The sequence below is a fragment of the Butyricimonas synergistica DSM 23225 genome (assembly GCF_000379665.1).
In the GTDB taxonomy this organism is placed as follows: Bacteria; Bacteroidota; Bacteroidia; order Bacteroidales; family Marinifilaceae; genus Butyricimonas; species Butyricimonas synergistica.
This window is the reverse complement of sequence record NZ_KB903367.1, coordinates 215,288-234,099: the sequence shown is the minus strand read 5'-3', so window position 1 is coordinate 234,099 and position 18,812 is coordinate 215,288. Positions and strand designations below refer to the sequence as shown.

13 protein-coding genes are annotated in these 18,812 nt (G+C 48.6%); 2 read left to right on the top strand and 11 right to left on the bottom strand.

Going from position 1 to position 18,812, the window contains the following annotated elements; all coding sequences use genetic code 11:
- Nucleotide 1: 1 nt before the first annotated feature.
- From A3CY_RS0113435 to A3CY_RS0113425, 3 genes are all read right to left on the bottom strand, one after another.
- On the bottom strand, nt 2–1,483 hold the full coding sequence (locus A3CY_RS0113435) for a RagB/SusD family nutrient uptake outer membrane protein (RefSeq protein WP_026207657.1): 1,482 nt from the start codon (nt 1,481–1,483) through the stop codon (nt 2–4).
- A gap of 11 nt (nt 1,484–1,494) precedes the next feature.
- Entirely contained in the window at nt 1,495–5,157 is a 3,663-nt protein-coding gene (locus A3CY_RS0113430; protein WP_081619470.1) for a SusC/RagA family TonB-linked outer membrane protein, read from the bottom strand.
- Between the two features lie 180 nt (nt 5,158–5,337).
- Entirely contained in the window at nt 5,338–6,546 is a 1,209-nt protein-coding gene (locus tag A3CY_RS0113425) for a FecR family protein (protein ID WP_018338443.1), read from the bottom strand.
- A 153-nt stretch (nt 6,547–6,699) separates the two neighbouring features.
- Here A3CY_RS0113425 and A3CY_RS0113420 point away from each other — a divergent pair, with 153 nt between their 5' ends.
- Both A3CY_RS0113420 and A3CY_RS0113410 read left to right on the top strand, forming a co-directional pair.
- Nucleotides 6,700–7,212 (top strand): RNA polymerase sigma factor, encoded by a 513-nt coding sequence (locus A3CY_RS0113420; RefSeq protein ID WP_018338442.1) that lies wholly within the window; start codon nt 6,700–6,702, stop codon nt 7,210–7,212.
- Nucleotides 7,213–7,636: 424 nt separating this feature from the next.
- Entirely contained in the window at nt 7,637–8,509 is an 873-nt protein-coding gene (locus A3CY_RS0113410) for an Rpn family recombination-promoting nuclease/putative transposase (protein ID WP_018338440.1), read from the top strand.
- 64 nt (nt 8,510–8,573) lie between these two features.
- Here the strand turns inward: A3CY_RS0113410 and A3CY_RS0113405 are convergent, their stop codons facing one another.
- From A3CY_RS0113405 to A3CY_RS0113370, 8 genes are all read right to left on the bottom strand, one after another.
- Nucleotides 8,574–9,017 (bottom strand): LytR/AlgR family response regulator transcription factor, encoded by a 444-nt coding sequence (locus A3CY_RS0113405; RefSeq protein ID WP_018338439.1) that lies wholly within the window; start codon nt 9,015–9,017, stop codon nt 8,574–8,576.
- 93 nt (nt 9,018–9,110) lie between these two features.
- The gene (locus A3CY_RS23325) at nt 9,111–9,953 is read right to left on the bottom strand and encodes a M16 family metallopeptidase (protein WP_240388162.1); all 843 of its coding nucleotides are present in this window, start codon (nt 9,951–9,953) and stop codon (nt 9,111–9,113) included.
- Between the two features lie 949 nt (nt 9,954–10,902).
- Complete coding sequence (locus A3CY_RS0113395) at nt 10,903–11,919, bottom strand: M16 family metallopeptidase (protein WP_026207655.1); 1,017 nt, start codon at nt 11,917–11,919, stop codon at nt 10,903–10,905.
- Between the two features lie 201 nt (nt 11,920–12,120).
- A complete protein-coding gene (locus A3CY_RS0113390) occupies nt 12,121–13,722 on the bottom strand; it encodes an ATP-binding protein (protein ID WP_018338437.1) in 1,602 nt (533 codons plus the stop codon).
- Nucleotides 13,723–14,066: 344 nt separating this feature from the next.
- Nucleotides 14,067–14,654, bottom strand: coding sequence for a hypothetical protein (locus A3CY_RS21075; protein WP_155828332.1), 588 nt, complete (start codon nt 14,652–14,654; stop codon nt 14,067–14,069).
- A gap of 149 nt (nt 14,655–14,803) precedes the next feature.
- Complete coding sequence (locus A3CY_RS21070) at nt 14,804–15,883, bottom strand: TlpA disulfide reductase family protein (protein WP_081619467.1); 1,080 nt, start codon at nt 15,881–15,883, stop codon at nt 14,804–14,806.
- Between the two features lie 99 nt (nt 15,884–15,982).
- Nucleotides 15,983–17,494 (bottom strand): discoidin domain-containing protein, encoded by a 1,512-nt coding sequence (locus tag A3CY_RS0113375; RefSeq protein ID WP_026207654.1) that lies wholly within the window; start codon nt 17,492–17,494, stop codon nt 15,983–15,985.
- 3 nt (nt 17,495–17,497) lie between these two features.
- Nucleotides 17,498–18,796 (bottom strand): DUF4959 domain-containing protein, encoded by a 1,299-nt coding sequence (locus tag A3CY_RS0113370; protein WP_018338433.1) that lies wholly within the window; start codon nt 18,794–18,796, stop codon nt 17,498–17,500.
- Between the last annotated feature and the right edge of the window lie 16 nt (nt 18,797–18,812).

The following is an 18,812-nucleotide window of genomic DNA, read 5'->3' as shown; positions in this document are numbered from 1 at the left end:
TTTATCTCTCCGGACGGACATTATCTTCCAATTCTCCATCATTTGATTCCAACGCGTAAGACGGCATGGGCATCAGCCATCCTCCATCTTCCGGATATTCACCTAAAACGTAAGTTTTCGTCAATACTGCCGCACTACCATTCCACTCATAATAAGGATGTGTAATTATTGTCTTCTTCGGGTAGAGCGGATGTACCGCATAACGCCGCAAATCAAACCAGCGTTGCCCGGCGAAACAAAGTTCACGACGACGCTCATCCCGGATAAACTCCACCAAATCTTCTCCCGTTTCATTTATGGTTCCGGCATCACTCATTCGCTTATCTCTTAATTCCTGCAAAGTTGAAATCGCTTCAGACTCTCTCCCCAATAAAGCCAATGCCTCAGCTTTATTCAAGTAAACCTCTGAAAACAACAAACTAACTCCCGGTAATTTTGACGCGCTGTTCACTCGATAGCTTCCATAATACCCACTCGAGTATTGGAAAAAATACGAATTTTTCCCGGAAGCATACCTCAAATCGTTCTCCCCGTACAATCCTAATAAATCCTCAGAAGCAGCAAATGTCGAAACTGTCGTAATTTGAGTAATAGGGGAACTAGCATAACCTCCGGCAAATATAGCTTCACTACTTGAATTTGAACGAATTAGTGCATTATAGGAACTAGCCGTCGCATAAATACTTAGCGTAGTCGTATTAAAATCGATCAATGCAAGTCCTTTAGGTGAACTAAAAATAGAATCACACTGATTCACGACGGTATTCCAATCGCCCATGTACAAAGCTGTTTTAGCCAACAGCGCCCGGGCGGCGTTTTCCCCAGCCCGATAAGTTGTAGATGGTGTCACACCTTTCAGGTAATGTATTGCCTGTCGGGCATCAGATAAAATTTGCTGGTAACACTCTTCCACGGTATTTCGAGAAAATCCTTTCACTTCAACATAATCTGTCAACTTAACAGGAACCCCCAATTTCTCATTCGAGGTCGTGGCATCGTAAGGATGTCCCCAAAGATTTACCAAATAAAAATACCAGAAAGCTCGAATAAAATAAGCCTCACCTTTCACTCGCTCATATCCTTCCTCTCCCTCGAATCGGTCAATATCACCCAAGATCAAATTGGCAATCTCGATACATTCATAAAATCTAGCCCAAGGTTTGTTCCCTCCCAGACGATTAGGATAATCATCATCCCAAGGATAACTCGTCCAGTTAAAAAACATCCTCAAATAATTAAAATTGCCATTCACGGGCATAGTACCCGTCAACTTTTGGCGAACGTCATCATCCATTACATCTAACCAAGACATAATATAATAAGTTCCTCGCGCATTTTGTAAATATCCACTACCTACCAATAGCTCGTCTAAATCATCCACACTAGTCACATAAGATAATGTTTGAGAATCTTCTTCCAAAAAATCACCACAAGAAACACATCCAAGGACCAGTATGATCAATAAAGTATATATCTTATTCATAACCATACTCTTTAAAATGTTACATTCAAACTAAACGAATATGTCGGACGTATCGATTGCGTGATCGTCGACGAATTACCTGTTTGCGTAGTAGGATCTTGTCCCTTCAACTTTTTACTACTGAAAGTGTACAAGTTCGTTCCTGACAAAGAAATATATGCTGCCTTCATGTATAATTTCTTACAGATTTTATCCGGAACATTGTACCGCAATGCAATATTTTGAATCTTCAAATAATTTCCACTCACGACACGTTCCGTCGAGTAATCGTACATTTGCCAAATATTTTCAGCAATTACTTTACGATTTACCGTGCCATTATAAGCCGTTTTTTTCCACCATGGATTTGTACCTAATGTCGCCAAAAATTCAGAATTACTAAGAATTCCCGGGATGTTCGTGTGTGCCTCATCTCCCGATCGTTTCCAGCGATTTAGATATTCAGTACGCACATTCTCCATCGGATTAGGCGCCATTGTTCCATTATCCGAACTGATATTTGAATATAATTTCATCAACCGAATTTTAGAACCAAGGCTATAAGCCATATTGACAGACAACGTGAAACGATTATAGGTAAAAGTATTGTTCAAACTACCTTGCAATGTGGGAACCCGATTTCCGGAATATTTCATTACAGACATATAACGTTCCTCGTTAGACATCAATTTAAACTGCTCTCCATAGTCCACTTCTTCGCCATTCACCATAATCTTTTGTTCTAAATTCGGAAACATCGGACGTCCGTCTGCCGGATCAAGTCCCATAAATTTATAAGAATAAAAACCATTTATGGAACGATTAACCGTCTGCACGCTTCCGTTCAGGTAATCCGAATACGTGAGATCATCATCGTCCCTTAAACTTTTATCCGTAGAGGAAGTAGCTTTATCAATCAACTTATTAATAACTTGTCCCAATTGTGGATCAAATCTCCAGCGAAATCCTTTTCCATCCGCACCGACAGTATTTACAGGGATAAAATTCAAAGATAGTTCATACCCTTGATTCACCACAGTACCTTGGTTTACCTTATAGCTGGTCACTCCATTCACCTCTGACACGGATTTATCCATGAAAGCATCCTTTGTTTTCCGGTAATAGTAACTCACTGAACCTGTAATTTTCTTCTTCAATAATGAAAAATCAAGCCCCACGTTAAAATTCGCTGTCTTTTCCCATTTCAAATCCGGATTCGGATAGGCAGAAACCGTCGAGTAAAATTGATCAAACAAATCACTGGTCGAAGTTGACTTTTTAATAACGAGTCTTGATGGAACACTGGGGACATTCCCTTGATACCCGAACGACGCCTTCAATGCCAAATCATTAATCCAACGTACTTCCCTCAATACATTCTCCGTAAGATTCCAACGACCGGCTAAAGCCCATATCGGAAAAAATTTCTCGTTAGCCCGACTACCAAATTCATTAGAAAAATCTACACGTGCATTTATACTGAAATTATACGTATTTTTATAGCTATACCCTAAAGTCATATAGGCAGAAACATCATTTGTCAACTGTTGTGTATAGCTTCCTAACGCGGCAGAAGACTGTGTCCAGTTAATATATTCTTTATAAGTATAATTTTTCAAATCGTCTGTTGGTATCGCTTCTATCGCATTTCCCCGATCCCGGTAAATACCCCGAGTTGTCTTAGCATAAGTATTGTATTTCGTTGACTTTGTTTCAAAACCGACACTTCCATTCAGCCCATGATTCTCATCACGATCGACAGCTTGGCTATAATCCACTTGGAAACGAACAGTATAACTATTACGGTCTACCCGACTATCCTTCTGTTCTCCACCCCACGGCAACAAGGTATTCGTTTGCCACCAAGCTTCCGTCGCAGCCCCGTAAGATTTATTCAAACTCCGACTATAATAAGTATCCTCACCATGCCATGTTTCCGAATTAGAATTTGAAAAACTATACGACAATAATACTTGTGCTTTCAACTCCGGTATTATTTGATACCCCACGCTAGACTGAAAGGTAAAAGAATTCTGTTTCGTTATAGTCGAAGAATTTGCCATATCTTCCAATATGTTCTTCGGGTAATAATAAGTTTCCCCGTCAATCTCCTTTTCGATTTGATAATACCAGTAACTGCCATCATCATTACGTGCCGGTACGGCTCGGCTCGTGTTATAAGCAAATTCTGTTACGCCTACATCTTCGGGAATATACTTCCTTTTAGAAACACTTCCCTGTAACCCGAAACGTACTGTAAACTTGTCAAAGTTACCTGTTAAATTAACATTGGTCGAATACACCCGATTGCTCTCGCCTTTTACACTTCCCGAAACATCATTCAAACCGAGAGAAGCATAATATCTCAAAGTTGAAGAACCACCGGAAAGACTCAACGTGTGTTTATGCGAAAAAGCATCCTGCATGAGAATGTCAAACCAATCGGTATTCATTGTCTCGTATTTATCTACCAATGATTTATATTCGGTATACCCGATCTGACCTTCAATATAATCCCGATATGCTGCTTCATATCCCACCCATGAAGTAATCTTGGGATAAGCCAACCGATTCTCTATCATCTCTCGTGAAAAAGCAACACGTTCTTTAGAATTCATCACGTTCACGCTCCTGTCACTATATCTCGGACGCTGGGTAAAAGATCCTGCCACGGAATATGTCACGGAAGGAGGTCCTTGTTTACCGGCTTTCGTGGTTATCACGATAACCCCATTTGCGGCTTTCTTGCCATAAATAGCCGTAGCCGCCGCATCCTTCAACACGTCGATTTGCTCAATATCCTCCGGGTTCAATCCGGAAATAGCGTTACCTAACAAGTTCACGAAATCCAAATCATTCAGGGTCTCCGGATCCACATTTACCGGGTCTTCCTGTATCACACCATCAATCACCCAAAGCGGTTCCTGTGATCCTAGAATCGTAGACGTACCACGAATACGCAAACGAGGAGCAGCCCCAATCTGTCCCGAGTTCTGCATAAAGATCATTCCCGGCACGTGTCCTTCCAACATCTGGTCGATCGTTTGTAAACCGGGAGTAATAATGTCTTCCGCCCGGATAGAAGTAATCGCACTGGCATTCTTACGGGCATCAATCCGATGGTATCCCGTGTTTACCACCACTTCCTCCAACTCCGACACGGTTTCTTTCATCACCACGTTGATCGTATCTTTTCCCGTGTATTTTACTTCCTCGGTTTCCATTCCTATAAATGAAAAGAGAAGTGATAGATTATCCGTCCGGGGGAGGTTCAACGAGTACTGACCTTTATTATCAGTACTTGTCCCCATCGCCAAGCCCTTGACAATAATCGTTACACCCGGTAATACCACCCCTTTCTCGTCTTTCACCGTACCGGTAATACGAACCGATTTGACTTCAGTATCGGGTCCCACGGCAACTCTTCCGTTTCGCTCCGAGCAAGCCAATCGGGTTCCTTTAAGACACTCCTGTACAGCTTGCAAGACCGTTACATTCTTCAAGTCAACTGTAATTCTTTTCGTTTCCCGGGTTACTTCTTCACGCTTGAAAATAACATTGTTCTGGCTCAGTTTATTGATTTCCTCTAACGCCTGCAACACGGTTGCATTCTCCAATTTTAAAGAAATTACCCGTTGGTTTCTCTCTTGTCCGAGAGCTGAACTTGTCGTGAGCGAAACTGTTGTCCATAACATGCAAAATAATGTTAAACAACACCTCCACCAAACACGAAAGTTCAGAAAAAACTTTTTGTTCAGTTCTTTTTTCATAGATTTGTAAAATTAAAATGAAACACTATCCTTGTTTTTACAAGGTCTTTGTAAAATGGAGTGGTCCGCGAAACCTCTCCATTTTTTGTTTTCAACTTTCTGTTTTTAGATTTTATCTTTCACGTATACTACATTTTTTCCCATTATAAATCGGGGTCCACCCGTGTAAGTCAATGTTTCCAGTATAGATTCTAAAGAATCGTCCTTACTCAAACAACCACTAAAAGTATGCTTTCGGGAACAACCTTCATTATAAATAAATTTCAATCCATACCATCTTTCCAGCACCCGGGTCACCACCGTGATATTCTCATTGTCAAACATAAACTGCCCTTGTTTCCAAGCCACGTATTTTTCAGCATCCACCTTCTTCATCTCCATCACGTGCTCGTCTTTCTCCCATTCGCATTGCATTCCGGGTGTCAATATTACCGATTCGTTCTCATTAACCGCGGATACTTCTACTTTCCCAGTCAACAAGGTAGTATATACACTCTCTTCATTATCATACGCTTTTATATTGAACGAAGTCCCCAATACTCGAGTTCGAACCTCTTTCGTTTCCACGATAAAAGGATGCGCCGCATCCGGCTCTACCTCGAAATACGCCTCGCCTTTCAACTTCACCACCCGCTCTTCTCCAATAAAGTCTACCGGGAAATCCAATTCGGATTCCGCGTTCAACCATACCTTCGTCCCATCACTCAAGATGAAGAAATAGTCGCCGCCGACCGTAGTGATAATCCGATTACGCTCTTCCTCGACATGCGCTCCTAAAGTATCCTGCTTCCTCTCGTATGTCAATTGAGCATCTTTTTTTATAATAGTCGCCTGCCCGATGTATATACTGTCCGTACCTTGATGAGCAAGCCCAATAGTTTTTCCATCTGAAAGTACTAACATCACTTTCTCGTTCATCATTCGCTCCGGCTTATTCTCAACCAGAGTATCCGGCTTATCCTTCCCGTTATTCAAAAAGAAGAAACCAGCCAAAACAATCCCGACCAAACAAGCCGCACCAACCATCGCGTACCATTTCCGAAGCCCGCGTCGTGTACGCATCTTATTCTCTCGAATTTGTTTTTGAACCCGTGCAGAAATCATTTTTACATTGACATCAGCCTTTACTTCCGTTTCTGTCTCCAAGTACTCGATCATACTTTTCCCCGAAACAATCTTCTCGTACAAAAGCCGATGTTCTTCTTTCTCTGCCATCCACTTCTCAACCTCACGTTTCTCTTCTTTTGAAGCCGTTCCGAAGCGAATTTTCAAGATGATCTCTGCTAATATTTTTTCCTTATTATAGTCCATCATTCCACTGATATTTCCTTAAAGACACCAAGGGTATCCGATTTGTATGAATCGAAACACGATTTTTTTTCAAATTTTATTTGGAATGAAAAAAAATAACTATAATTGCATAGATTTCCTGTGACTGTAAAATTGATCTTCAATACAAACTAACCGATGAACGATCCTATTGAATTAGAACAATTTATACAAAAGCACTACACAACTATCTGTACGATCGCCCTGAAATTTGTCGGTTCATCCGACATCGCACAAGACATCGCACAAGATGTTATTGTCAAGTTCTGGGAAAATCGGAAACAATATAAAACCTTAGATTCCGTCGAAAATTTTTTGTTCATCATGACAAGAAATGAATCCCTCAACTACATCCGAAGTGTAAAAAGAGAGAACGAACGCTACAAACAAATTTACCCCGGCGAACATGACAACTCTGGTATTCTGGAAAGAATCATCGAGGAAGAAGCCAACCAAATATTAATCCACGCTATCCGACAATTGCCACCCCAAAGCGAACGTATCATCCTTCTAACCCTCGCTGGCAACAACGTGAAGGAAATTGCTGAAATCATCGGCGTTTCCGTCAACACCGTGCGCACCCTCAAATACGGCGCCATCCGTAAATTGCGAGAATACTTCATCGCCCGAAATTACAGGGCTGAATTTTAACCCAATTTCCGTCATTTACAAACAGAAATCAAGAAACAACCAAGTTTTGCCTTTTCAATAACATTTAAGCAACACTTGTCCCGTCAGGTGTTAGACAGGTGTTGCTCAAATGTTATACTGGAGTTGTAGCCCGTTCTCTCCCTTTTCTCGACCCGTTTTCGCCTTGTTCTTCCCGGGAAGCCCTCTCGCTCCCGAACCGTTTCAAATAATAAATCCATAGCATTTAATTTTTGATTACGTGACAAAAGTAAAGCGCCATACCCCTCGATACAACTATTCTATCCCGTTCACCGCGTCAACCGACCCGTTGCCTCTTTCAACCGACCGAACAATCCGTTTTCGCGGCGCGTTACCGACACTTGTAAAATTCAATTCTAATCACTAACTTTGTGATTGTTGAATGACTAACAAATAAAATGACACCATGAAATACTTGGATCCAAAGGCTGACCTGCCATTCAAATGCGTGTTCGGGGAACATCCCGACCTGGTGATGAGTTTACTCAACGCCCTGCTTCCTCTCGCTCCCGGGCAAGAGGTCACGGACATCGAGTACCTCCCCGCCGAGATGGTGCCCGATAACCCGTGGAAAAAAAACAGCATCGTTGACGTGCGGTGCAAGGACAAAAGGGGAAGGCAATTCATCGTCGAGATGCAAATGATCTGGTCGCAGGAATTCAAGTACAGGGTGTTGTTCAACGCCTCGAAAGCTTACGTGAGACAAATCGGGAGCGGGGAAAATTACCACCTGCTGCAACCCGTTTACTCCCTCAACCTCGTGAACGAGATTTTCGAGCCGGGGATGAAAGGATACTACCATCACTACAAGCTCGTGCACGACAAGGATTCCAATAAAGTCATCGACGGCTTGCAACTCGTCTTCGTGGAGCTGCCCAAGTTCACCCCGCACACGTACGCGGAGAAAAAAATGCAGGTCCTCTGGTTACGATTTCTTACCGAGATTGACGAACGCACCGTGTCCGTGCCCGAGGAGTTGTTAGCCAACCCCGAGGTCAACAAGGCTGTCAAGGCAATCGAGGAGGCGGCGTTCACCCCCGCGCAACTCCTCGGCTACGAGAAATTCTGGGATAGCATCAGTACCGAGAAAACCCTGTTCTACAGTGCCGAGCAGAGAGGGTTGGTCTGTGGAAGAAAAGAAGGGAGAGAAGAAGGGATAAAAGAAGGGAGAGAAGAAGAAAAAAGGACGATCGCTCGTAACATGAAATCATTTGGCATGACCCCGGAAGCCATCGCCCAAATGACCGGGCTATCCTTGGAAGAAATCGAGGCAATATAGTTTCAATAAACCCGAATCGCGAACCTATTCCGGGAGGATGTTTCCTGGGACGGGTTACACATGATTATTTGCTGATTTTGAAAGATTTAGATTTATGCAATCCTTTCACTTTACCTAAAAAACGAAAGCGGGAATGAAGGTCGTCGCGGTAAGCGGAACTTACCGGGAACTCCTGCTTGCCGATGTAAATCGTGTTGCCGATCACCCGGTCCACGAGGTCCAGGCAAACGGCGTAACCACGGTGAACCCGGGCGAATCGCTCGGGAGGAAGTGCCGCCAGCACTTTCTGCAACGGGTGTATCACGATGATTTTGGTACCATCCTTGAAATGAATGTAACAATAAGCCCGATCCGCTTGCAACCAGGCGATACTCGAGAACAAGACCAAGCGGTACGAGTCATTACTCCAAACGAAAATACGATCGTTCATCAAACGATCACTTACCACGGCGGCAGGTTCTGCCGGGAGGCTATTTTCTATCTCTATGTTATTTTGTTCCTGTGTCATAATCTTTTAATATTATGCCCCAGGAAACAAGCCTCCCGGCAGGTATCTTCCCCGGCTACTTTTCCCGAGTGTAAAAGAAGAACTCCCTGTAAACTAATTCGCCGGTTTAAACACGATGTCGGTGAGATCGCTCTCATTCCAGAACGATTGCATGAAGGAGAGGAAGCCGGCAGGGGTCAATTTGTCCACTACCTCCTCGAATTCCCTCGCGTCCGCCTGGTTCAGGCCGGTCTTGTAGTACAACACCAGTTTTTCCTGCCAGTAGACGTTGGTCTCGCGTGCCTCGCCCTCTTTCTTGCGGATGGAGTTCAACGCCATCATCAACTCGTCACGGGTAGGGGCTTGTTGGCACAGGCGTTCCAACTCGCCGAGAACGATTCCTTTCAGCCGGGCGGCGTTCAACGGGTCGCACTGGAATTCCACGGTCAGGTAATAGCGTGCCACTGGCTCGTGCACCACGCTCTCGTTGACGTTCACCGCGTAGGTGCCGCCCTCCTTCTCCCGGATGACGTTCATGCAGCGGGTCTGCAGGATGCTTTTCAACGCTTGCAGGCAAACGGCGTGGCGGATGTTATCCTCCATCTCCTTGCTCGCGCTCAACACCACGAACGAGGTGGGAAGCCCCATGAACTCGATCACGCGTTCCTGTTTCCCGCAGAAAGGTCTTATTCCCCTATCAATCCATTTCTCCCGGTCACTCGTTGACGGCAGGGCACCGAGGTATTTCTCCACCAGCGGCTTCAACTCCGCGACGGGAAGGTTTCCCGTGATGAAGAACGTGAAATCGCCGGCGTTCGAGAAGCGCTCCAGGTACACTTGCCCGACCTTGTCGAGGTCCACCTTCCCGAGGTAGGCGGCGTTCTTCAACAACGCACGCGGATGGCAACCGTTTTGCAAACGCTTCACGGTGTCCTGCAACACGTTCCTCCCCTGCATCCGGGATTGCATCAACTGTTGCGCCATCACCTTCCCGAACGCCTCCCGGTCAAACCGCGGTCGGGCGAAAGTCAGGTACACCAGTTGCAACAAGCTCTCCGCATCCTCCGGCAGGGCGGAAGCGGTCACGTACTCATTCAACTCCCCGAGGCTCGCCTCGCACTTTACCCCCTTGCTTGCCATCCACCGCTTCAACGTCACCGCATCGTGGTCACCCAACCCGCACGCCCACGCAAGCGGCACGGCCATTTCCACCGTAGGAAGCATGTCGAGGTCGTACAGGGAGGTCCCACCCGGGCTGTAAGCCTTCAACGACAACTTGTTGCACTCCAGGTCACTCTCGCGGTACACCACCTTTACCCCGTTCGCCAGCGTCCATTCCACGGCATCGAAGCCCGCCAACTCGCATTCCGAGGTCACCGGGCTGCCCGACGGTTGTTCCGCCAGCAACGGTTGCTCGTCGCCCGTCGCCGCTCTCTCGTGCCGGTAAGGTTCCACCACCCCGTTCTTCACCTCCGCCATGATGTCCTTCACCTCCTCTTCCATCAGGTGCCACGCCATCTCCGAACCGGAGATCACCACCGTCTTGTTGCCCGGGGTGTCCCACTCCGGCACTTTCGCGTTCACCTCCTCCACGGTCAGCGCCGGGATCAAGGTTTTCAGGAAGGCGTACTTCTCGTCATCCGCCACCAGCGGGGCGCCGTTCAGGTAATGATCCCTCATCGCCTGGCAGTAAGCGTCATGCTTCACCTCCCCACGGGCACGGTACCCCAGTTCCAGCTCCTTCAACAGCGACGCTTTCACCTCCTCCAGCTCGCCCGCCATGAAGCCGTGGCGCCTCACCCGCTCGTTCTCCATCAGCAACGCACGCAACGCCGCCTCGTCCTGCCCCGGCTTGGGCATTCCCCCGAGCTGGTAACTATAATACCCCCGCTTGAACGGGATGAAATTAATCCCCCCTCGCACCAGCGGGCAATCCGGCTGTGCCAACAGTCTCGCGAAACGTTTCCCGGTCATCGTGTTGAAGCACCGGATCAAGATCTCCTCTTTCAGGTAGGCGTAAGTGTTCTTCTCCTCCCGGGAGGGCTCGGGCACCATCGTGATGACGTTCAGGGTCGTGTAGTTGATCCCCGGGTCCGTCGCCAGGCAGTAGTACATCTCCTCGTGCGCCGGGATCTCGATCTCCGGACGGGGGGGGCGTTTTTTTCACCGCCGGGATCTTGGAAAGAATCTTCTTCACCCGGCGTTCCATCTGCTTCACGTCTATGTCGCCAACGATCACCACGGCGGTCAGGTCCGAGCGGTACCACTCGTGGTAGAACTCCCGGAGTTTCCGTGCGTCGATCGCCCGGATCGCCTCCGGTGTCCCCAGCGCGTCCCGGTCCGCATAAGGGGAGCCTTGCAGCAACACCCGCGCAATCTGGTCCTGCGCCCTCTTCTCGGGCGTGTTCAGCATGTTCCACTCCTCCTCTATGACTTTCTTCTCCCGGTCTATCCGGTCCTCGTCGATGGTCAGGTAATAGGACCAGTCGCGCAGGATCATCACGCAGGTATCCAGGAATCGCTCGTCGCCCGTGGGGACGTTGTTAAAAAGGTAAACGATGTGGTTGTCCGAAGTCACGGCGTTGATGTCGTGCCCGTACAGCACCCCGTGACGTTCCAGCGTCTTGATCATCTCCCGCCCGGGGAAATGCTCCGACCCCTGGAACGCCATGTGCTCCAGGAAATGCGCCACGCCACGCTGCCCGTCACCCTCTTCCAGCAGGAAGCCCGCGTTTCTCACCAGATAAAAGTTCGCCTGATTCCGAGGGCGGTCGTTGTGACGGATATAATACGTCATGCCGTTCGCCAAACGCCCCACGACCATTTCCGGGTCACGGGGTAATTTCTTTTCCAAATCCACTTGTGCCGACAAGCCCGCCATGAAAAGCAAGCTCACGACAAACAACAATATCGCTTTTTTCATGTCTGTTGATTAATTTTTCAATCTATGACAAGAGGAACGGGAGAGAAAGAAGGGGTTATAAAGTTTGTAAGGTCGAAAGTCCATAAAGTCAAAGGTCAGGGGAGTCCTTTGACTTTATGGACTTTACGGACCTTATGGACTTTCGACCTTACAGACCTGAATCGAAGGTTCTACTTTATGAACTTTACAAACTTTATAAACTCAGCGGACCTTCGGTTCCACCTCGTACTCCTCGACCGTGCCGGTTTCGGAGGAGAAGCTGACGCCGATGCGGTACAACCGGCGGGGGTCGTTCAGGTAGGGACGGGCGTAGCCTTTCTCCTCGATCTGGCGAAGGGCGTCGGCGGCGGTGCCGTCCAGCTTGAATTCAAAGATGTAGATGTACCGGTCTGTTTCCACGATGCAATCCACCCGGCCCTCGCTCTGCTGTTTCTCGGTGTACACCGTGTAAACGCTCACCAGGCGCAAGATCAGGTAGAACGTGTAATGGAAGTAACGTTCCCGCTCACGCTCGTTCTCTTTCCGGCGCATCGTGTAAGGGATGTCGCTCAGGAACGAGGTCAACAACACGCCGAACTCTTCCGGCTTTCCCTGCCTCAAGGCGACCACGACATGTTGCACCCAATTGTTTATATCCGTCCGGGGCTTCAAGTAATCCGAGGCGATCACGCTCAGGAAACCGTTCTTCACCTCGTTGTTCGGGAAGTCGAGCAGGAAGGTATTGTATTCGCGGTCATACCCCTTGATGGTCAGGTAACCGCTCTGGTAGATCATCGGTAACGGCTTCTCCACGTCTGCCTTGTAATCCACGAATTCCGGCGTTCGGTAATAACGCCCGGTCATCTCGTTCAGGTTTTCCCGCGTGTGACGCAACAGGCGAATCAAATAGGTCGGCGTTCCGCTTTTGAACCAGTAATCGTCTATCCGACCCGAATCGAAAGCGTTCAACAGGCTGAACGGGTTGTATATATCCACCATCTCTTCACCGAAATGATACCCGTCATATTGAAATTTCAACTGTCGTTTCATCTCCTCCGCACTACACTGCCTTCTCGCGGCAATGGCTGCTATCGATTCCGCGAAGTAACTTTCCATCTCCTTCTGGGTTATCCCGCAAAGCGACTCGTAACGGGGGTGCATGCTGATGTCTTTCGGTTGGTTGAAGCCGCTGAACACGCTTACCTGCGAGAATTTGGTCACCCCCGTCAGCAAGACGAATTGCAGGTGCTCGTCAGCGGCTTTGAATACCGAGTAGAAACCTTTCAGGATTCCCCGGTTGCGGTCTTCCAACGACATCCGGTTTTCCCCGACAACCGTTTCCAGTCCCGTGTCGAGGACATCCAAAATAGGCTTGTCATACTCGTCGATCAATACCACGGCACGACGTCCCACCCGCGCGTGAGCCTCTCTCAGTACTTGAATGAATCGCATTCCCCGATCTCGGCTTTGATCCGGAAGAATGGCGTAAGCCTTTTCCCAAGCAGAAATATGCTCCTCGATCACCTTTTCCAGCGTACCCTCCTCTTGAAAATCGCTCCCGTTAAAATCAATATGAAACACCGGGTATTCCAACCAGTCTTTTTCCAAGCGGTCGATTGCCAACCCCTTGAAAAGTTCCTTTCGCCCGAGAAAATAATTCTTCAAGGTCGATACCAAGAGGCTCTTCCCGAAACGACGGGGACGGCTCAAGAAATAGATTTTTCCTTCCTTCACGAGCGAGTAAATCATCTCGGTTTTATCCACGTAAACGTAACCATCTTCTATGATTTGGTCAAAACTTTGGATGCCTATCGGGTATTTCATTGCTGTACGAGTTTTTTATCTTGCAACAAAGGTACAATTTTTTTTGATTGAGGGGGGAGGACAGTTTATAAAGTTTATAAGAGCGAACCGAAGGTTCGGGTCCGTAAAGTCCATAAGGTCCATAAGGTCCATAAGGTCTGAAGGTCTGAAGGTCCATGGACCCTGCGGGCGCCTTGTTCACGGCAGCAGAGCTGCCGAAGACTCTGTCCGAAGGACTCCCGTGATCTTTAGACTTTACGGACTTTACAGACCTTATGGACCAGAACCGAAGGTTCTATCTTCGGTTCGCTTTTTCTCTCTCGTCCCAATATGTCAAAGAACTTGTTTATGCTTCGTTATTTTCTTTATAAAGACAATACCTTTCGGACAGGGATAAACCAAGTCGCAAAAATCGGTTGTTTTCCCGGCTCCGAAGCAATGTTTTTCAATTTCCCCATGTCAATCTTCATCTTCATGATTTTCCGGTACATGGCATTGACGTCCTGCTCTTTGATGCAAGTTTCAAGAGCTTTGTTGAATTTGATTTCGGCTTTAAGGATTTTGCCTTCCGGATTGAAATAAAGGTCGATACTCAAGCTGGTCTCTCTTTCTAGTCTTTCTATAAGCCTCCTTTTAAAAGAAAGCGTATCGGGAACCACTTCACGGGCAATACCAACGTCGGAGCGTTTTTTTTCTTGAAACTTCTTCAAAAGAATCGTTTTCAACGTATCGGGAATCACTTCACGAACAATTTCCTCGGATATCTTTCGTTCCTCGACACTGTCTATCTCAAAAGTAAACACTCCGGGGGAATACCAACGAAGAGAATCTCCCTTAAGCCCGTAACTAATGTACCCAAATACACTCTCCTCCTTTTCCAAAACTTGCGCCTGAAGCTCCGGCATGATACTCACGAAAAGAATAATGCAAAATAAAAATTTTAAGGTTCTCATGGCAATGGAATATAGGAAATGAACAATAAAAAAGTTTTTTATGGTCCGTAAGGTCGAAGGTTTATGGTGCTTTGTTGACGGCAGCAGGGCTGCCGTAGACTTTGTCCGAAGGACTCCCGTGCCCTTTGACCTTATGGACCTTACAAACTTTATTTCAGCAGCTCCGCCACTTTTTTCTGGAGTTGGGCGCCGCGGAGGTTCTTGCCGACGATTTTGTTGTTCTCGTCAAGCAGGAGAGTATAGGGGATGCTCATGAGGTTGTACATGCTGGCGATGGGAGAGCCTTGGGCTTTCAGGTCGGAGAAATGTTTCCAAACCATGCCGTCTTCCTCGATGGCTTTTTTCCAGGCGCGGGGATCGTTATCCAGCGAGAAGCTGATGATTTCCAAACCCTTGGACTGGTACTTCTGGTAGAGTTTCAAGATGTTCGGGTTTTCCTGCCGGCAGGGGTTGCACCACGATGCCCAGAAATCCAGCAATTTCAATTTGCCTTTCACCTGGTGCAGGGAGAGGGTGTCTCCCTCCGGGGTCATTGCCGTGAAATCAGGAGCGGTGCCACCGACCTCCAGCGACTCGTACAAGGCAATTTGTTGCGCGATCAATTTCCCGTAGGGACCGCCCTTGACCTCGTCCGTCAGGTAATTGTAACGTTCCCGCAGGCGTTCCAAGCCCACCTGCCTCATGGAATTGGTTATCACGTAAGCTGCCACGAACGATCCGCCATTGGCTTGCAGCAACTCGGTTTCCTGCTTCTGGGCCTTCTCCACGAATTTCTGGAATTGAGACTGGAGTGCCTGCAATTTAGGCATATTCTGTTCCTGGTAAGCTTTTTGCGCCTCGCTTTGCATCCGCTGTTGTTCTTGCTTGACGCTCGCGTTGATGGCATCAAACTGGCGGAGCAATTCCTGCGCCGCACCACCGCCGTCCACGTAGACCATCTTCTCGTTGGCGATCACGTTAAACACGGCGTTCTCGATCATCAGGGGAATTCTCGCTTTCGCGTCCGCCGTCATGATATACGCCGCCATCGCGCGGTCCACCCGCCCGGTGAACTCGAACTTGCCGCCCACCATATTGGTTGTGGCGAGCGTGTCGCCCCGTTCGCTGATCAACAACATTTTCCCGTCCGGCACCCCGGAGGTTTCCGCCGTGATTTTAAATCCTTCCTGCGCCCGGCAAAACGCGAAGGACGCCAATACCATTCCTATTAATAATACTATTTTTTTCATTTCCTTTTTTACCTAAAAAAATCATGTTCCAGTTGTTATTTTGCACGCACCCCGGGAGGGGGTGCGGCAAAATAAACCTATTTACAAACACACTATACGTCAGAAAGGAATCACGTCACCAAGCACGCAACCCGTGTTATTCCTATTGTAGCGGTCTTTCACCGTCAGGCGGATATAGCGGACAGTCTGTTCCTCGGCGAAGTTCAGCAGGCGTTTTTCGCCGCTGTTCGTCCCCAGGGTGTTCTCTTCCATGTGGCACGGGTACGTCCACGTCTGTCCGTCCGCGGACACCTGCACGATGACCGATTCCGGGAGGTAACCCTGCAAGGTATAGTCCACCTGTCCCTGCACGATTTTCAATCCATGGATCGTCCGGGCCTCCTGCATGTCAATGGTCAGGTTGTACGACCGCTGCGTCTCGCCGGTATTCGGTACCCACCGCGTCTTGGGATCATCGTCTAACAACATCTCCGCACGGAACCCTTCCGGGGTCTCCCCGGCGGGAGTAATGTCCACCGTCCAGCCCTCCGTGTCGAGCAACGCCAAATCCGGCCACAGTGCCGCCCCCATCTCGTTCACGGTGCCCTCGTACTTGTTGCCGCTGTAATCGGCTTGCACGAAGTTGTAACAGTCCCCGTAACCGGTGGTGTACACGTCGATGTCCATCCCGCCGTTCAGCTCGTTCAACACGTTCGCGCAGAAATACATCCGCTTCACCTTGGAATTATCGGTCAGCCGGACTGCCATTCCGTTCGAGTAATAACGGTTTTTGCCCAACACCAGTTTCTTGAGGTTCGGGAAGTAAAGGATGTCTTCCATCGACGCCAGGTCATAATCCAGTTCCAGCTCCTCCATCTCCAGCAGCTCGGGAGTAATCTCCCCGTAGCGTTCCATCAGCAGGTTCCTGAAATCCCCCATCATCGTCACGTTGCCTTTCGCCAGGGTACGTTCGGGGAAGGTGATCAGATCCGGGCAGCCTTCCAGGTATCCCTGGCGCGTCAGGACGATTTCTTTCGAGGGATCCACATCCCGCAGCAGGTAGTCCCCGGCGTCGAACGCCTCTTTCAGGTTGAAATCCTTCGCCTTGCCCTCCGTGTCCGTGTAGTGCAGCGTGAAATTCGCCATGCGCTCCCCATTCCACTCGTTCATGAACAGCACCAGGTTGTTCCTAATGAACACGTGTTTCAGGATACCGGTCGTGAACCCCTGCACCGATTCGTGGCCAAGGGAATAGGGCCGCCCCGTCGCTTCCAGGTTATTGGTGAGGGAGGTGTCCCCCGCCACCGACAGCGCCGCTACCGACACCGTGTAGGTGGCATCCGGCAATCCCTTGATTTCACACGCTTCGGCATCCGCCGGCACGATCGTGTCAAACGCGGACAATTCCGAAACGCAACGCACCAGAATCTTCTCCCGGTTGGGGTCGAGGGCATTCTTCCAGAACACGCGCAGGCACTCCCAGCCGCTTTCCACCTTCACGTCCGAGCAACGCGCCATGTAGCGCACGGGACCGTCACCCGCATAGTCGTCGTAAGTGTCTTTCAAATCTTCGCAGCCCGCGGCAAACAGCAGGGCAAGCATTCCCAATATGCAAATATATCTATGTTTCATCGCTTAATCTTTTTGTACGTAAACTTCCAATTCCTGGTAGGTAAAGATGTTCCTGAAGTTTCTGAATTGATCATTCCAAGTCGAATAATCGAAATGGTCCAGGCACTGCACCTTCACGTATTTATATTCCGTGCCGTCAGTCGGACAGGTCAAGGTCATGAACACGGGATCCGCCCGGTTCAGATTATCTTCCGTCAAATCCCCGATGGAGGAATGGCAGCTCCAGATATTCTCATACTCTGAATCAATCGGCTGATAAAAATCCGCCAGTTCATCCCAATGCTCCATGTCATTGGAACCGAACACCTTCACGTGAGAAGGGAGATAATCCTCCTGATTGACTACCGGATCAGGCAAATTGCCAGAATTCGTTCGCAACATGGCATACAGGCGCACGTTAGCAATCACTTTCGGTTCTGCCAGCGTAAGCACCACGTAACTGTTTTTGGAGTCCGCTTTGGTCATGTACGTGTAAAAATCATTTAACTCGCGATTTTTCAATCTTCCGTATCCTTTCACATCCCCGTCGATCAAATACTTGATTCCCAGCTGCCCCGCTACACTCCAGTCATCCGACGAGCCGCGCTCCTCGCTAAAGTTTCCCGGGTCGGAAACCGCCAGCTTCGTGCGCGGATACGGCTCGGTTGCCAAAATCTTCACGCCGGTGAACACGCGCGTGCGCACGTAATAGCCGTTGGCATCCACGGTCTTCACTACAATGGTGTTCTCGTCCTCTTCGCTTTCCACCTGGACAAACTGGTTCAGGCGTTGGGCGACCTTACAATTGGACAGGAACAAGGTGTCCCGCTCCTTCGTGAAAGGATTGATGCCCACCCGGAAGATGTCGATGCCCTCCCCTGCCGGCATTCCTTCATAATTCGCCTTCAGCATAAGGCCGTTCCAGACGTTCTCCACCCGGATGCTGTCGGCAACCGCGAACGCCGCAGAGGGCAAGGTGGAAAAGGTGCACTCCCGGGGGTCGGACTCCACGTTGTTGCGGTCCACCACCGTAATCCGCGCCGCCACTTCCTGCCGCGGGGCATTGAAACCGGACAGGACGAGCGAATCGCCATAAACACTCCCGTCCTTCATCTGTTCTTCGCCCTGTTCATTCACGTAGCGCACGCGCACGGCGTAGATGTCCGTGTTTTTCGGCAAGGCATAGCGCATCACCGCCCCGCCGCTCACGGGAACGAAAGTAATCCCCTCCGCCGGCACCGATGCATCGAAAACCGCCGCGTCATCCTCGCAGGCTGCCCAGGCACCCCACAGGAATAATATCGATAACCATTTGTATTTCATATCTTTTTTATCTTTT

Coding starts and splice junctions, on each gene's coding strand:
- A3CY_RS0113405 (WP_018338439.1), bottom strand. CDS start 9,017: ATGACACAGGAACAAAATAACATAGAGATAGAAAATAGCCTCCCGGCA.
- A3CY_RS0113370 (WP_018338433.1), bottom strand. CDS start 18,796: ATGAAATACAAATGGTTATCGATATTATTCCTGTGGGGTGCCTGGGCA.
- A3CY_RS0113410 (WP_018338440.1), top strand. CDS start 7,637: ATGAAATACTTGGATCCAAAGGCTGACCTGCCATTCAAATGCGTGTTC.
- A3CY_RS0113435 (WP_026207657.1), bottom strand. CDS start 1,483: ATGAATAAGATATATACTTTATTGATCATACTGGTCCTTGGATGTGTT.
- A3CY_RS21075 (WP_155828332.1), bottom strand. CDS start 14,654: ATGAGAACCTTAAAATTTTTATTTTGCATTATTCTTTTCGTGAGTATC.
- A3CY_RS0113395 (WP_026207655.1), bottom strand. CDS start 11,919: ATGAAAAAAGCGATATTGTTGTTTGTCGTGAGCTTGCTTTTCATGGCG.
- A3CY_RS0113390 (WP_018338437.1), bottom strand. CDS start 13,722: ATGAAATACCCGATAGGCATCCAAAGTTTTGACCAAATCATAGAAGAT.
- A3CY_RS21070 (WP_081619467.1), bottom strand. CDS start 15,883: ATGAAAAAAATAGTATTATTAATAGGAATGGTATTGGCGTCCTTCGCG.
- A3CY_RS0113430 (WP_081619470.1), bottom strand. CDS start 5,157: ATGTTATGGACAACAGTTTCGCTCACGACAAGTTCAGCTCTCGGACAA.
- A3CY_RS0113375 (WP_026207654.1), bottom strand. CDS start 17,494: ATGAAACATAGATATATTTGCATATTGGGAATGCTTGCCCTGCTGTTT.
- A3CY_RS0113420 (WP_018338442.1), top strand. CDS start 6,700: ATGAACGATCCTATTGAATTAGAACAATTTATACAAAAGCACTACACA.
- A3CY_RS0113425 (WP_018338443.1), bottom strand. CDS start 6,546: ATGATGGACTATAATAAGGAAAAAATATTAGCAGAGATCATCTTGAAA.
- A3CY_RS23325 (WP_240388162.1), bottom strand. CDS start 9,953: ATGCAGGGGAGGAACGTGTTGCAGGACACCGTGAAGCGTTTGCAAAAC.